At 39.2% G+C, this 14,995-nt stretch carries 12 protein-coding genes; 3 read left to right on the top strand and 9 right to left on the bottom strand.

Annotated elements, in window-relative coordinates:
• Nucleotides 1-209: 209 nt before the first annotated feature.
• From HUG15_RS04790 to HUG15_RS04770, 5 genes are all read right to left on the bottom strand, one after another.
• Entirely contained in the window at nt 210-1,439 is a 1,230-nt protein-coding gene (locus HUG15_RS04790) for an NAD(P)/FAD-dependent oxidoreductase (RefSeq protein ID WP_200127482.1), read from the bottom strand.
• 500 nt (nt 1,440-1,939) lie between these two features.
• The gene (locus tag HUG15_RS04785; protein ID WP_246516497.1) at nt 1,940-2,290 is read right to left on the bottom strand and encodes a Rieske (2Fe-2S) protein; all 351 of its coding nucleotides are present in this window, start codon (nt 2,288-2,290) and stop codon (nt 1,940-1,942) included.
• A gap of 99 nt (nt 2,291-2,389) precedes the next feature.
• Nucleotides 2,390-3,550, bottom strand: coding sequence for an aromatic ring-hydroxylating oxygenase subunit alpha (locus HUG15_RS04780; protein WP_200127480.1), 1,161 nt, complete (start codon nt 3,548-3,550; stop codon nt 2,390-2,392).
• A gap of 34 nt (nt 3,551-3,584) precedes the next feature.
• Nucleotides 3,585-5,132 (bottom strand): L-glutamate gamma-semialdehyde dehydrogenase, encoded by a 1,548-nt coding sequence (gene pruA, locus HUG15_RS04775; RefSeq protein ID WP_200127478.1) that lies wholly within the window; start codon nt 5,130-5,132, stop codon nt 3,585-3,587.
• Nucleotides 5,133-5,154: 22 nt separating this feature from the next.
• A complete protein-coding gene (locus HUG15_RS04770) occupies nt 5,155-6,198 on the bottom strand; it encodes an ornithine cyclodeaminase family protein (RefSeq protein WP_200127476.1) in 1,044 nt (347 codons plus the stop codon).
• 657 nt (nt 6,199-6,855) lie between these two features.
• On the opposite strand from HUG15_RS04770, the gene HUG15_RS04765 reads away from it, so the two are divergent.
• Both HUG15_RS04765 and HUG15_RS04760 read left to right on the top strand, forming a co-directional pair.
• Nucleotides 6,856-8,403 (top strand): BCCT family transporter, encoded by a 1,548-nt coding sequence (locus HUG15_RS04765; RefSeq protein WP_200127474.1) that lies wholly within the window; start codon nt 6,856-6,858, stop codon nt 8,401-8,403.
• A 218-nt stretch (nt 8,404-8,621) separates the two neighbouring features.
• On the top strand, nt 8,622-9,293 hold the full coding sequence (locus tag HUG15_RS04760) for a TetR/AcrR family transcriptional regulator (protein ID WP_246516495.1): 672 nt from the start codon (nt 8,622-8,624) through the stop codon (nt 9,291-9,293).
• Between the two features lie 665 nt (nt 9,294-9,958).
• On the opposite strand, the gene HUG15_RS04750 is transcribed toward HUG15_RS04760, so the two are convergent.
• From HUG15_RS04750 to HUG15_RS04735, 4 genes are all read right to left on the bottom strand, one after another.
• Nucleotides 9,959-10,330, bottom strand: coding sequence for an MmgE/PrpD family protein (locus tag HUG15_RS04750; RefSeq protein ID WP_200127470.1), 372 nt, complete (start codon nt 10,328-10,330; stop codon nt 9,959-9,961).
• Nucleotides 10,331-10,365: 35 nt separating this feature from the next.
• Entirely contained in the window at nt 10,366-11,733 is a 1,368-nt protein-coding gene (locus tag HUG15_RS04745) for a sodium/glutamate symporter (RefSeq protein ID WP_200127469.1), read from the bottom strand.
• A gap of 404 nt (nt 11,734-12,137) precedes the next feature.
• The gene (gene solA, locus HUG15_RS04740; RefSeq protein WP_200127468.1) at nt 12,138-13,259 is read right to left on the bottom strand and encodes an N-methyl-L-tryptophan oxidase; all 1,122 of its coding nucleotides are present in this window, start codon (nt 13,257-13,259) and stop codon (nt 12,138-12,140) included.
• 235 nt (nt 13,260-13,494) lie between these two features.
• On the bottom strand, nt 13,495-14,250 hold the full coding sequence (locus tag HUG15_RS04735; protein WP_200127467.1) for an IclR family transcriptional regulator: 756 nt from the start codon (nt 14,248-14,250) through the stop codon (nt 13,495-13,497).
• Between the two features lie 334 nt (nt 14,251-14,584).
• Between HUG15_RS04735 and HUG15_RS04730 the strand changes: the two genes are divergently transcribed.
• Nucleotides 14,585-14,995: a GlcG/HbpS family heme-binding protein gene (locus HUG15_RS04730; RefSeq protein ID WP_200127466.1), complete on the top strand. Its 411-nt coding sequence runs from the start codon at nt 14,585-14,587 to the stop codon at nt 14,993-14,995.

Genomic DNA, 14,995 nt, shown 5'->3' with positions numbered 1-14,995 from the left:
GTTAATAAGGCACGCTAGTTTACCATAACACCCTTTTTACGTAGATGTCATATTTTCCTTTCATGGTGATACCAAGGGGAGCAAGTATGCCGGATTATCCTATAGTTACTTAACGTAGCTCACCATTGCTACTGTTGACGATGCAAAACATAATCATGATTACGAAAATGAGAAGAGGTTTTAATCAACAAAATCAGCATTCGCTCGTCTTAATTAACTTGTAAATGCACTTTTTTCAAATTTACGTCCGGATCGGATAGCAAATCAGAATCAACGGGCTGTTGTTGTTTTATCAAACGACGGACGGCTAGCGCATTTTTCGGTTGATTCACGAGTAGTGCTGCCTCTATCACGCCATTTTCATCTAAATAAAAATACGTAAATTGTTGATCTTTCACATTTCCCCGTAACACAGTGGTCGCCCAATCCTTTGTATGCCCAAAATATTGCAAACGGTGATCATATTGATCGGACCAAAAATAGGGAATGGTTTCATAAGGCGCGGGGTCTTCTGCCAGCATATTATTTGCGACACTTTTGCCATGATTCATAGCATGGTCCCAATGCTCGATATGAATATTGGTCCCCTGATATGGCCACACCGCGCAATCCCCTGCAGCATACACATTTCTTAGCGATGTTTCTCCAAATTCGTTTACAACATACCCACGATCCATATCCAGTTTGTCATCGGACAAAATTGTATTGGGTATAACGCCAATCCCAACAATAACAGCTTGACACGGAATGACCCGACCATTCTCTGTCAGGACCTTCTCAACTTGTGACGTCCCTCCAAATTCAACTACCGTATCTTCTGTAATAGCCTGTATTCCTTTAGATTGATGTAACTGAAGAAAATACTCTCCCATTTCTTCACCAAGAATGTGTGCTAATGGGAGCGGCATGCGCTCTAGCACGGTCACTTCTTTTCCCAGTTTTTTGAGTGACGAAGCAAGCTCCGCACCAATAAACCCTGCTCCAACAATGGCAACCTGCTGAACATCACCCAATTTGCGGCGAAGATTATTCGCATCGGACAGTGTTTTTAAATAATGAACGCCCTCAAGTTCGGCTCCTTTTACTGGTAATTGCCTTAAACGAGAGCCTGTCGTTAAGAGAAGTTTTTCCCATTCAATGATCGTACCATCTGATGCAATGGCCATTTGTTTTTCAGCATCAATGGAGGTAATCTCAACACCTAGCTTTAATTCAATACGAAGATTATTAAAAGTGTCATGGGTTCGTAAATGTATATTTGCTTCTGATACTTCCCCTAACATAAACTCTTTTGATAATGGAGGACGATCATAAGGTAACTGTGTATCACGGTCAATGAGCAGGATTCGACCTTCATATCCTCCATTACGGAGCGTTTCAGCGGCATGGACGCCAGCTATACCCGCTCCAATGATAACGATAGGTTTACTCGTCGTCATAATACGAACACTCCAATCTCTTGGCATCACTTCTTTTGATGAAGGGTTGCACTTTATAAATGGACCAATCCTTTAAGAAAAGCTCTAGACGCTTTAGGTTTAGGCGATCAGTATTGGAAAGCATGTGACTGAAATCGCTTTCTGGCGACTAGCATGTTTGAAGTGACTCACGTCATTCAGCACCTGGAGCTAAACATGAACACCGATTTGTTTTTAATTTTGTATGGAAACAATTTTGCATTGAAGGCATTGTAGGACTAATAAAGAAAATAATTTGCTAATCAGAACTTGAGGTGGTTCAATCTATATTTTGAACCAGCTTCTTACATAGGGTATCTTTTTTAAGATTCACCAGAAAGCATTCATCCTGTTGTAGTGTTAAAATATTACCAATTCATGAAGCAGATATGCTCATTTTTAGAGCAAATAACTATTTTAAGGTAAATGGTGGCTACGGCAACGTAGCCACACTGTTTCTTAGCTAATAATCCCGCTCAACACTAGCCTTTGATCCATATAAAACCATCTTGTTCTAACACGTCATACACTGGCAAGGGTTTATCAGCCGGCCCTTCCGTGACGGAACCGTCTCGGATATCAAAACTGGCAAAATGAAGGGGGCAATACAAACAATGGTCCTCCAATTCACCATCGATCAACTCGGCATAAGCATGTGTACATATACCGTCTACCGCATATACAGAACCATATAAACGTGCCACAACCACAGTTTCTTTCCCGACTGTCACTTCGATCATGTCACCATCAGCGATCGAATCACTAGATGCCACAAAAGTGTACCCACTACTACCATTCAATTGAAAATCAAAATCCATTGTTTGATTCGTCATTTATCTCACCCCTTTTTTTACATTCAAAACTGAAGTTCATTTGATAAAAAGGATATGGCACCGTATATATACTTACACAGTACATATCCTATATCTTTTTTAATCTTCTTTTTCAAGTTCCGATTGAACATATTTCTTGAAGTTAGCTACCCGCCAATCGATTGGTGTGAGGGTCCCGCCATCTTTATATGCTCGTGATTGATTCCCCTCCTGCGCAAGTGCACATGCCGCCCAATCTTCTTGACAAGTTACATCCCAAAATTCAACTGCATCTTCGATATAGCAATCTTTCTTTTCCATAACATCTGGATCAAATAACCAGTATCCCTTCACCACTGATTCGTCTGCTTTAACCGGGAATATTGCTGCAATGAACACATAGTCAGAAGCCATGCAAATATAGGAATGCGGAAAAATGTGCATATAGGTGATTTTACGTTCTTCTTCTTCTGTAAGTCCTGGAAAGACAGGACGATAAGCTTCCCCATCTACATTCACGCGCTCGAAACCAGAATTTAATCCCATAGAGCCAACATGTTTAATAACCTTTGTTTCTGGCACCTCTTCATCGACCCATTGTCTAGGCTGCATTGGCGGGGTAGCACGACTTAATTCCGGATGAATCGTACCGCAATGATAGCATTCTTCTGCATTATCCATTAATATCTTCCAATTTGCTTTTACATTATAGGTTCCTGTTTTTCCTATTTTCAGTCGGTGCATTTGATAGTTTTCATAAATCGACCATGACTCTGGCAAATTAAAACTTTCTGCTAAGGAAGGAGCATCTGGATCAGCATTAATCCAAATAAATCCATCCCATGTTTCTGTTTTTATGCTTACCAGAGAATGCTCACTTTTATCAAAACCTTCATCTTCGTCCGAGATATTTGGCGCTTTTGTCAATTCACCAGTGTCCCCGCTGTACATCCAACTATGGTATGGACAGATGATCCTTCCTCTGTTGAAGTGCCCTGACTCTTCAGTACACAAACGGGAACCACGATGTCGACATACATTATAGTAAGAATTGACCTTACCATCTGATCCGCGGGTAACAATGAAATTTTCATGTGCAATTTGGACCGTCTTATAGTCGCCACTATGCGGAATTTCTTCTTCTCTTCCTGCAAGTAACCATGTTTTAAACCAAATTTTATCTAACTCTTTTTGAAAGTGATCGGGATCATAATAATCACATGCCGGAGCTGTTGGTTCGAACTTCGCGTAACTTGGAAAGCCACCTTCAATTGATTTCATGCTAATAACCTCCCCTTCTTAATATATTTATAAATCAAAAGTTTTCAGCAATCGTTTTTGCTTGCACAAAATTTAATAGATAGTCTTTGCAACCTGTTTTTGAACCTGTACCCGACATGTAATAGCCGCCGAACGGCTGTACACCTACTAAAGCGCCTGTGCATTTACCGTTAAAAAACAAATTGCCGCAGTCCATTTTTTGACGAGCATACATGATTTGCTCACGATTATTCGTGTATAAGGACCCTGTTAATCCAAACTCGGTGTTGTTATATACTTCCACACCTTCTTCAACATTTGCTACTCTACAGATGGCAAGCACCGGACCAAAAATTTCTTCTTTCATAATACGGGATTCTGGTGGCACGTCTTTAAAAATGGTTGGTGTAATATAGTACCCTTCCGCATCATCACTGTCGCCTCCAAAAACCAACGTACCTTCGTTTTTTCCAATTTCAATATATTCATTAATTTCCTTGAATGCTTTATTATCAATGACGGGATTAATCGCATTGTTTTCGTCCCCAGGTCCAACTTGAAGCGCTTGCGTTCGCTTGGTAATTTTATCAACCATCTCATCATAAACGTTTTCATGAATGATAGCTCTTGAACCAGCAGAACACTTTTGTCCCTGATAACCAAATGCTGACGTAACAATGCCATCGGCTGCAGCATCAAGATCAGCTGATTCATCAACAACAACACCGTTCTTACCGCCCATTTCCGATATGACACGTTTAATCCAGCGTTGGCCAGGTATTCTTTTGTGTGCCATTTCATCGATGTGCAAACCCGCTTCTTTGGATCCAGTAAACGAAATGAAGTTAATGTCTCGATGGGCTACCATGTAATCGCCAATTTCACCAGACGATCCTGGGATAAAATTAATAACACCGTCGGGTATATTGGCTTCATGCATGATTTCCATAAACTTCGCCGCAATAACTGGTGTTAAAGCTGCAGGTTTTAGTAATACAGTATTGCCAGTTACAATGGCTGATACTGTCATACCAGTCACAATGGCTATTGGGAAATTCCATGGAGAAATAACGGCTCCTACCCCTAGTGGTTTATATTCAAGTCGATTTTCTATGCCTGGTAATGATACAAGATCTTGCCCTTGGTCAAGCTCAATGGCTAGACGCCCATACATCTCCAGAAAATCAATGGCTTCGTTAATTTCCCCATCCGCTTCTGCGAAATTTTTTCCTGCCTCGTATATTTGCCAAGCGACAAGCTCGGCTTTACGACGTTTCATAATTTCAGCTGCTTTAAATAAATACAATGAGCGTTCTTGAAAAGTTGTTTGGCCCCAGCTTTCATATGCACTTCTGGCAGCAGATATCGCTGTTTCTATATGATCTTGACTAGCTTGGTTAACGTAACCTACAACTTCACTATGGACGGCTGGATTGTAAGAAGGTCGTTTATTTTCAGTTAAAACTTCCTCCCCCCCAATCATTAGAGGATACTCCTCACCAAATTTCGATTTAACAAATTCCAGATTTTTATTTAAAATAGTCCTGTTTTCGGGTGCTTCCCAATCTATTGGTGCATCATTTTTGAACGGAGCAACTGCCAAGCAAAACACCTCCTTAAAATAATCAGTACATGGCAGGTTCAGACCACAATTTCACTTCCGTACCCAATCCACGTTCTTTCGCATTTTGGTAAATTTGATAGCTATTCGCTGTATCTGTCGCGCATAGGCCTAACGTTACAAAAAAGATGCTGTCATCCTCATTTTCTCGACAAACTTTATTTCCTTTGATCACTTGCCCTAGTTCAGTAATATCGTTCTGATCCATTCGCCCGGCTTTCGTTAATTCTGATAAAGGATATTTATCATCATTTAAACGAAGTTTATAGTCCATGCAATGTTTATTAAAACCTTCTAAAATAGCTTCATCTTTGTGATCCCACATGGAAACACCAGAATGGAAAGAACCTTTTTTTATCCACTCTTTAGGAATATATTCATTTCCTAAATTCACATTTGTTGCTGTATACACAATATCGGACTGTGCGACTGCCTCTTCAACATTATTACAAATTTCAAATGTATACCCTAAATGTTCCCATTTTGCGGCGAACTTTTCTGCTCGCTCCCTGTCAACATCATACAATCGTACGGTTTTTATATTTTTCATCACTCGGCTTGTCGCTTCGATGTGCGCGTTCTGGATAACGCCACAACCAACTAAACCAAGAATTTCAGAATCAGGCCTAGCGCAATATTTGGCACCAAGCGCGCTTGAAGCACCAGTGCGCAAAGCGCTTACAATTGTGTCATCCATAACCGCAAAGGGGTATCCGGTGTCTTCATCATATAGAATAATCATGCCATTCGACCTTGGTGTCTGCCTTTCAACCGGATTCATCGGATTACTTGGAATACCTTTAACAGAAGCAACTTGCATCTCTTCAGACTGAATAAGTGCCGCATGGACCCCGATTCGCTTACCTGAGTAATTACCTTCTTCCCATAGCAGATGTAATAACTCCGGTTCAACGACTTTATCTTCCGCTAGCCATAAATTAACTTTTTCTACATTTTCCAAAATCATGTCCATATTTTTCGCGCCGCCTTCAATACACTCTTCCTGAGACAACCATAAAACGTTAACTTCTTTGTTGGAATTGCTCATTTTAACGAAACACTCCTTGATTTATTGTTGCTGTCACTTTCATGTAAACGCTTTTATATGCTTGAATTCTTAATTTTTATAACATCACCCTTTTTTGAATCCATTTGTATGCAATCAACTAATCGTGATTAGTAACTGTGATTATCATTCTAATCGTGATTAATATAATAAGTCAATACCTTTTAAAGAATTTTTTTATTAACAAATTTGTTTTACATTCTGTCGAGTTATCCGACCCATAGCTTTTCTTTCTCAAAACACTTTTTCGGGGCTTGGCTTTGCATGCGGAATATGGCGCTTCTAAGATAAGTAGAAAACTCATGCTGATGGTTGGAGCTCTTTTTGTCTCTTAATTATCCTCTAATAATTCCTAAATTTTTTGCTTTCTATGCTAACAATCTGTTTAAAACTTAAGGGGCGATCATCATTTTGGTAGAACACATACATTAATAACAAAACTAATTATTTCACCTTGCGTTTTATCATGATTACTATTATAATCGCGATTATGATTATGTAAGCGAATACAAAACTAAAAATAAACATTTTGATACTCTCATCACTTTTTTTAATGATAGCCCAAACAAACATATGAAACCCATTAGCCAGTTCCCTTTAAGATTTAATAAATTTTTAAAAAGGATGGTATATTCAAAAATGATGGTTACTAAAAATTTAGTTTTAAAAGTTTCTTTAGCTTTAAGCTTTTGCTTTATCATTGTAGGGATTTTGTTTACAGACTGGTTAAGAGTAGCTGCTGACGGTCTTCTTAATATTTTAATTACATACTTTAATTGGTTTTATTTATTAGCAGGTATTATTTTTCTTTTTCTTTGTCTCTATATGATGTTTTCAAAATATGGGAATATTAAATTAGGAAATGACAGTGACACACCCGAATTTAGCAAAAGTTCATGGCTTTCCATGCTTTTTGCTTCAGGAATGGGGGTAGGTTTAGTTTTCTGGAGTGTGGCAGAACCAGTTAGCCACTATATAAACCCTCCCTACGGAGAAGCTGAGTCGGCAGAAGCTGCAAATCTTTCCATGCAATATGTTTTTTTCCATTGGTTCTTCCCTTGGGCTATCTTTGGTGTGATGGGGCTTGGATTAGCTTACTTTCAATTTAGGAAAAGACTACCTGCTGCTATCAGTTCATTGTTTTACCCTTTACTAAAAGAGAGAATTTACAGCGGAGAAGGTAAAACGATTGATATTTTTGCAATCTTTATAACTTCTATCGGCTTAGCCAGTACTTTAGGATTAAGTGCACTTCAGATTAGTGGTGGTTTATCCTTTGTGTGGGATCTTCCCAATTCAGTGTGGATACAAATCGGCATCATTGTATTGGCTACATTGCTTTTTCTTATATCTGCATTATCAGGTTTAGGGCGTGGCATTAAATATCTATCGAATCTTAATATGATACTCGCTGGATTAGCTATGCTTATAGTCTTTAGTCTAGGTCCTTCAAACATACTGCAAGTATTAGTAGGTTCTACCGGTAGATTTTTTAATAATATAATTGAAATGAGCTTAGGTGCAGAGCCCTTTCTTAACGAACGAAGCGATTGGACAAATGAATGGACTGTGTTTTATTGGGCTTGGTGGATGACCTGGGCACCATTTGTCGGTGCTTTTTTCGCCAGAATATCAAAAGGGCGTTCAATTAAAGAATATATAATGGGCGTTTTAATTGTTCCCACACTTATTTCATTTGTATGGTTTTCTGTATTTGGTGGTTCAGCTTTAAATCTTTTACTAAATCAAGGGGCAAACTCTTTAATTGAAAGCACTCAGGCTGATGAAACCTATGCCTTATTTGCATTTTTGGAATTAATTCCTTTTGGGTCATTTTTAACGATTTTAGTATTTGCCTTAATTCTTTTCTTTTTTGTAACATCTGCTGATTCAGGAAGCTATGTACTTGCTATGTTTAGTGACAGTGGCAACTTGACTCCCCCAAGCCGGTTAAAAGTTATCTGGGGTATTATGATAGCCGGGTCCGCTATTGTTTTCCTATTAGCTGGCGGTCTCGAGGCCGTTCAAACCATTTCCATTGTTGTAGCTTCTCCCTTTGCGATCCTTATGTTATTTATATGTTACTCAATCGTTCGAAGTGTTAAAGATGAATTTGGAGAGACTCCTGCCCAAAAGAAAAGTATCAGGAAATTATCAAAAAAGAGCAACGAGAAAACTTTTAGATAGCATAGATTTCATTCCTGAAAATGTAGTCAAGGATGGCTTCAAGGAAAAATGAATCAGAAACAAACACTCGACTTTAAAATAAACCGTTGTGGGAAACTATCTCGTTTGTATTAGACCTTTCAATTGACTTTGGTATGTAATCTTGATTAACTGTACAAATTCCTTTAAAGTATAAAATGAATGTATCAAGAGATCACGGAAATTGAGAGGGGTCACTTTTGAGTAATAAAGAAATTATTAAAGAAATGCACACACAGAGAATGGGGCAATATTTTGTAGATGCTACCATCGAGATCATTGAGCAAGAGGGGATTAAAAGTGTTACAATACGAAAAATAGCTGATAAAGTCGGGTATAATAGCGCTACCATATATAATTATTTTCAGGAACTTTCTCACCTCATCTTTTTTGCGGCGCTAAGATATTTAACTAAATATATAGAAGAACTTCCCTTTTATATGGAGAAAGGAGAAAATTCCCTTCACAAATATTTATTAAGCTGGGAATGTTTCTGTAAACACTCCTTTAAAAATCCCCAAGTGTATTACGCCATTTTTTTAGCTAATCTGGGAGAAAGACCGGAAGAATTGTTAGAGTACTATTATAACGTTTATCAGGATGAAGTATTCGGAGATCTGACGGAAGATATCAGAACGCTCATTGTTGAATACCATTTATCAAAAAGAAGCAGGAACGAATTGGAACAATCCGTGCAGGATGGCTATTTAAAAGAAAACGACCTTGAGGTTATTAAGGAAAGCACTGTATTAATTTGGCAAGGGATGCTTACAACAGTCTTAAATAATCGTCGAAATTATAATGCTGAGGAAGCAGCGAATACAACGATGAAACATGTAAGAGAGATTATTAATAACTATACACTCGTATAGGCGAGAATACGCACCAGAGCAAAAGTCATAATTAAATTGTTAGGTGCGTTTTTCATGCCTACTCTTTTATCATACCTCTATACAAATCATAACTTTCCTTCCCTAAACAAAAGAATGGGGAGGTCTACCATATTCAATGTGAAAATCTAAGCTGCAATCATCTCGACAAACCAAAAATTCATTACCATCGAGCAGGGGGTCTTCAAAAATGGCAAAGGGTATGTTTTTCCTGTCGCTTGAGGGACAGGAATAGGTTTATCGCCCCTCTAGAAGTACTAAGGATGCAATGGTGTTGACCCGAAAAAGTATAAAAGCGGGAGAAGGCGGATCAAACCATCACTCATTATGATGCTTTCCCGCACTTTCGAATGGCAGATTCCGCGAGTCGTACACTCATAAGTCCTGTGGTGGCTCCCCAACCAACACTCTCCTTTGTCATCGAACCGGCTGCAATCGATTTTTCGCATTGTGCCGTTGGGCCATAAACTTCTCCAATCGTCAATGAATGGAAAAGCGCATCCCCTGACAACCCTTTAATTTTTGCTGCTCCTGCCGCAAAACCAAAATGAGCCCATCCCCGGAACCGTAAAATTGCTGTTCATGTTTTGCGTTCATGACGATCCCACATCTAATTCCAATCTCATATCCTACCACAATCACTGATATCAAATGCTTCCGGGAACAGTTTTGCATGATTTCTTGACATGCCAACACGGGGGAATAACCATACAACCGGGATGTCCAACCGGTTGCCGGTGCCCATCATCGATATCCATACAACTTGACAACGTGACATTAGCAAATGTTGCAGCAAGAGGCGAAACTTGATGTTCCTCTCCTATTACTGTACAAGATCCTTCCTCACCTAACCAACCCGCCGGATTAAGCGCAATGGTGGTTGATGCCTTATTCTGATAACCGGCAAATGACGCGACGATGAAGTCCAGCAAACATTTCTTGGAAATAGTAACTACTTCCGGTGACAGGAAGTCATAGTTTTCATGTTCTAGATAATCTAATGTTTTGGTAATTGGCAATGTAATTCCCTCCATTATTCTTACATAGGTTCTCGTCACTCATCGGGACGGGTGTGACGGGGATTTCCTTGACTATCTTTAGACGGCGGTTGACGCCACCCCACCCTCCTAGATACAAGTAAAATTGTTAGAGCAATACCTAACATGATCAATACGTATATCCAGTGAAAGCCTGCAACCATCAGTAATGGCGAAAACGTAACAATAAGAACTTCCACTGGAGCTATAGGGACATAGGCAAGTGCAAAATCGTCTAACGTACGGCTCTTTAATTTTGGATCTACAATTCTAAGCAAAGCTATCGCCATAGGAACCGCGCCTGTTGTCCATCCCCAGGTGAAAAGTCCTCTTTCAAACCAATACTGTGGAAAAAATTTTTTAGATAAATATCTGAAAAGGAAATAACAGTACAATAAACCGAAGACAAACAAGATGAGTAACGGCCAAATATATTCCGCTACAACTATTAAGCTAATCGAAGCAATACCAAATGCAACTAATAAATCTGTCGCACCACCGCTCACTCGTTTAAATATGTTATTGTCTAAATATTTATTAATATTAGTATTAGTAATTAACATTTTAACCAAAAGACCGATTAAAAACGCTACAGCAAACTCCGGAATGAATACATCTCCAAATATCCTTTCAACTAAAGAACTGAGGAAATAACCTAGCATTGCAATTGCTCCAATAATTGCCACATGAAAAATAAGAGGGTCGATAGACATACTGGATAATGTGTCTTCACCCATTGATTCTCTATTTTCTTTTGCTAATAATCCGGTTCTCAAATCTTGTGACAGATCGTTAAAATTGCTAATATAATTTGTGTCGCCTTTGGTTGTGGCTCTTTTAATGAACCACAGACCCATTAATATAGCGCTAATTATTCCGACAGTTGCAGAAGTCATTGCTAATGACGTTGCCTCTTCCCACCCTAACGAATCTAAAGCATTGCCTAATGCAGCTGCTGTGCCATGTCCTCCTGCAAAGCCAGCTCCTAGTATTAATCCAAATGCATTCGGAACGTCAAAAAGTGTTGTTAATAAAATCAAGCCTAATAACGCTCCCAGCCCCCATTGGGCGATCATTGCAAACTGGGAGTATGCCCAAAGGCTACCAACGTCGTTTTTAACTTCTTTCCACTTATATCCTTCGTTTGTCAATGGAAGTGCACCCAAAACAACAGCAATAAGTATGCTCGGATAAGTTTCAATCATTTCTGAAAAAGGGATCAATCCTAAACCATTGGGTCCGAATGCAAGTCCTAACATTCCAGCTATAATACTTGCCGGCAAGAAAAGTTTTTGAACCCATTTTACCTTTGCACGTATATACGTTGATATTAATAACAGTGCAGATATCAAACCAAGATCGATGACAACATCCCAAGCATCCATAACTAATTCGCCTCCCCATTCTTTCTTTACTTTGCTACACAATAAAATTATTGAATTGGGATATTCATCCTTATATGGGTTTTAAAGCATGAACAGTTGATTTCCTCAAAACATGTAAACTCTTTTCCCAAATAACAACTAAAATTGAGGAAATAGTTTAGAAGGCCATCAGATGCAACAGTTCCTTTTCCATCCCTGAAATGTTTGTCCCCGCACCAAATACATGCACATTGATGATTTCTAGGATGATTGATCTTTATTAAAGGTGAGTGCTCGAGGGAGGAGCAGCACCGGAGACTAATATGGAAAATATGAATATGAAGCTTTGAAGCAACTTGCAGAAACCTTCTTATACAGATGTCACCTTTGGTTTTAGCTGGTCTGTTTCAATAGACCGGGGTAGTTCACACACGTATTAACCGATCAGGTCGAAACATGTCTATATTCATTGTAGGTGTCAACTCTGTAGCCACTTCAGCTGCTAATTTGCCCATGATTGGTGCAAATTTAAATCCATGTCCTGCCATTGGTCCAAGCATGGTTACATTTGGCATTCCTGAAACGGACCCAATAATAAAATGATTATCCGGTGTATTCGTGTACATACATACTTTAGCCTTCACAGCATTGGGATCAAGGTCGGGAATATATTTGTGTATAAATTTTGATAGATGTTCTATATCTTCTTTATGTGTTGTCCGATCAATCGTATCCGGATCAACTTCATCCCCGCCATGATGAAAGGCCACTTTAACGAGATGCCCATCTAAGGATGGGAAACCATACCACCTTTGCCCCTCTGTTTCTCTTCCGAAAATAGGGAATTTTTCCATTGAAAAAACATCCGGATTTTTCGCACGGTACCAGACTAATATTTGCCGCTCTACCCAAACTGGCAATGATAATTGTGGGAGCAGCTTAGATGCCCAAGCACCTGCAGAAACGACAACATGACCGACCCTAAATCTTTCTTCTCCGCAATAAATAGTCACCCCGGCATCATCAGGCTCAATGGCTGTAACGGAAACACCGCAGTACAACTTGGCGCCTAGTTCAATTGCACGTTGCGTTGCAGATTGTATAGCAAGCTCAGGCCTAACAAAACCTGCTTGTGGATCGACATAAATCATATCATTCTCTTCAAATCTATGTTGCGGAAAACGTGCCGCAGCTTCTTTCGCATCCAATAATTCATAGGGCAATTGATAAAGTTTTGCTCCGCTGATATCTTTCTTGAGAGCCTCTTTTTCCCCAATGTTAATTCTTCCTATTTCCGAATAAATATCAGTGTCTGTTTCTGTTTCAAGGTGCCGCCATAGCTGTTTGGATTCTTGAAGGAATGGCACGTACTCCGTTCCTTCCCCATAGGCCGTTCGGAAAATACGGGTTTCTCCATGGCCGGCCCCTTTGTCATGGCCCGGTGCATAGCGTTCAAATCCCAATACGTTCGCCCCTAGTGAAGCAAGCTGCCAAAATGCTGAACTACCCATTGACCCAACACCAATAACCGCTACATCTGCATCCATCATACATTCCCCTTTTCTAATTTGGGTTCTTCACCAAAATCTATCGTTGATATCAGTGAATCATTATGGTAATTACACTAGCTCTAGCGAAGGAAAAACACGGAGACTCCTGCGGGGAAGCGCAGTGGGAAGACCCCGCAGAAAAAAGCCAAGTTTTCTAACGAGGAGGCTGAGCTAAGGGCCCATGGAAAGCGTAGTGTTTTTCCATAGTGTTGACCACTAATTTAAAATCTCTTTAATTATTTGCTTTGATCCAACCTAATTCTTCTGATACCCGATTCGCACATGCCTTTGTTTGTTGAATTAACTGGCTCATTCGGTTTTCTTTGAATCTTGAATCGGGACCTGCAATACTTATTGATGCTAAAACTTCATCCTCCCATGAAAATATAGGCGACGCTATACTTGTCGTCCCTTCTGTTGTCTCGCTATGGGAAATAGCATACCCGTTCTTTTTTATCTCTAATAAATCATCCCGTATAATTCCCATATCTTTAATCTGGTACCTGGCGCTTAGTTCATTTAAAACCTTGTCTTGTTGCCATTTATTTAAATAAGCGAGAATTACTTTTTTAGAACCTCCTTTATGTAATGGTCTACGCATCCCAACGGGCTCGACAATTTTTAACAATTGCGGAGAGTCCATACATTCAATGAAAATACCATCTGGACCTTCCGGTATTGTCAGGTAGACACTTTCGTTCGTTAGTTCTGACAGGTGTCTCATTTCAGGTAATGCAAGATTGCGAACGGATAAATTATCACGTATTGTCAATCCCAGTTCCATTAGGTTAAGCCCTAATTTAAATTTTTTCGTTTCATCATTTCGATACACAAAACCATGTTTTGACAAACTGATCAGTAAACGATGCAGTGTTTGTATTGGAATATTAAGATCTTTACTTAGTTCAGTAGCACTCCACTCGATTTGATGCTCGGTAGGTTTTAAGGCATTTAAAATTAATGCAGTTTTTTCTAAAACTTGCGACATCTAAAATCATCCTACCCGAATTATTTTTTGGTTCTTAATTGCAGAAAGAATAGCATCTGTTTTCCCGTTAATCAAATATGAAATCCCAATATGTGGGATGATGCACTGGAAGTATAAATATTTTAAATTTTTATTTTCCTAAATGGTCCCTTGTGACATTGATATACCAACTCTTTAAGCGATCAACACACATAATTCATTTGACTAAAAAAGTTTTTATTTTATTCCCTATTTTTTTCTGTGTTACAATATTCTTAAATTAAATGGAGGTGATTTTATGTAATAACAATCGGTTCCAATATCATTATTATTTTCACAGAAAGGATGAAAAAAGATGAGTAAAATGAACTTGGAAATTGCGAAAAAAATCATTGAGGGAGCAGAGGCTGAAGCTTCAAACGTTGGCGTTCAAATGGTTATTTCTGTTTTAGATGACGGCGGAAACCTCATTGCTACACATCGGATGGATGACGCGTGGTTAGCGAGTATTGATATCGCTCAAAATAAGGCGTGGACGTCAGTGGCTTTAAAAATGCCTACGAGCAATTTAGCAGAGGCAACAGTCCCTCATGCCGAGCTCTACGGTTTAAACACAACAAACCAAGGACGTCTTGTCGTATTTGGCGGGGGCATTCCTCTCGAACTAGACGGAAAAGTTGTAGGTGCTATTGGTGTAAGCGGAAGTACTGTCCCCCACGATGTACAAGTCGCGGAAGCAGGGGTTAAAGCATTTAATAATCTATAA

The organism is Salicibibacter cibarius, from assembly GCF_016495725.1.
In the GTDB taxonomy this organism is placed as follows: Bacteria; Bacillota; Bacilli; order Bacillales; family Marinococcaceae; genus Salicibibacter; species Salicibibacter cibarius.
The sequence above is the reverse complement of the archived record's forward strand: the minus strand, read 5'-3'. Positions and strand labels throughout refer to the sequence as shown.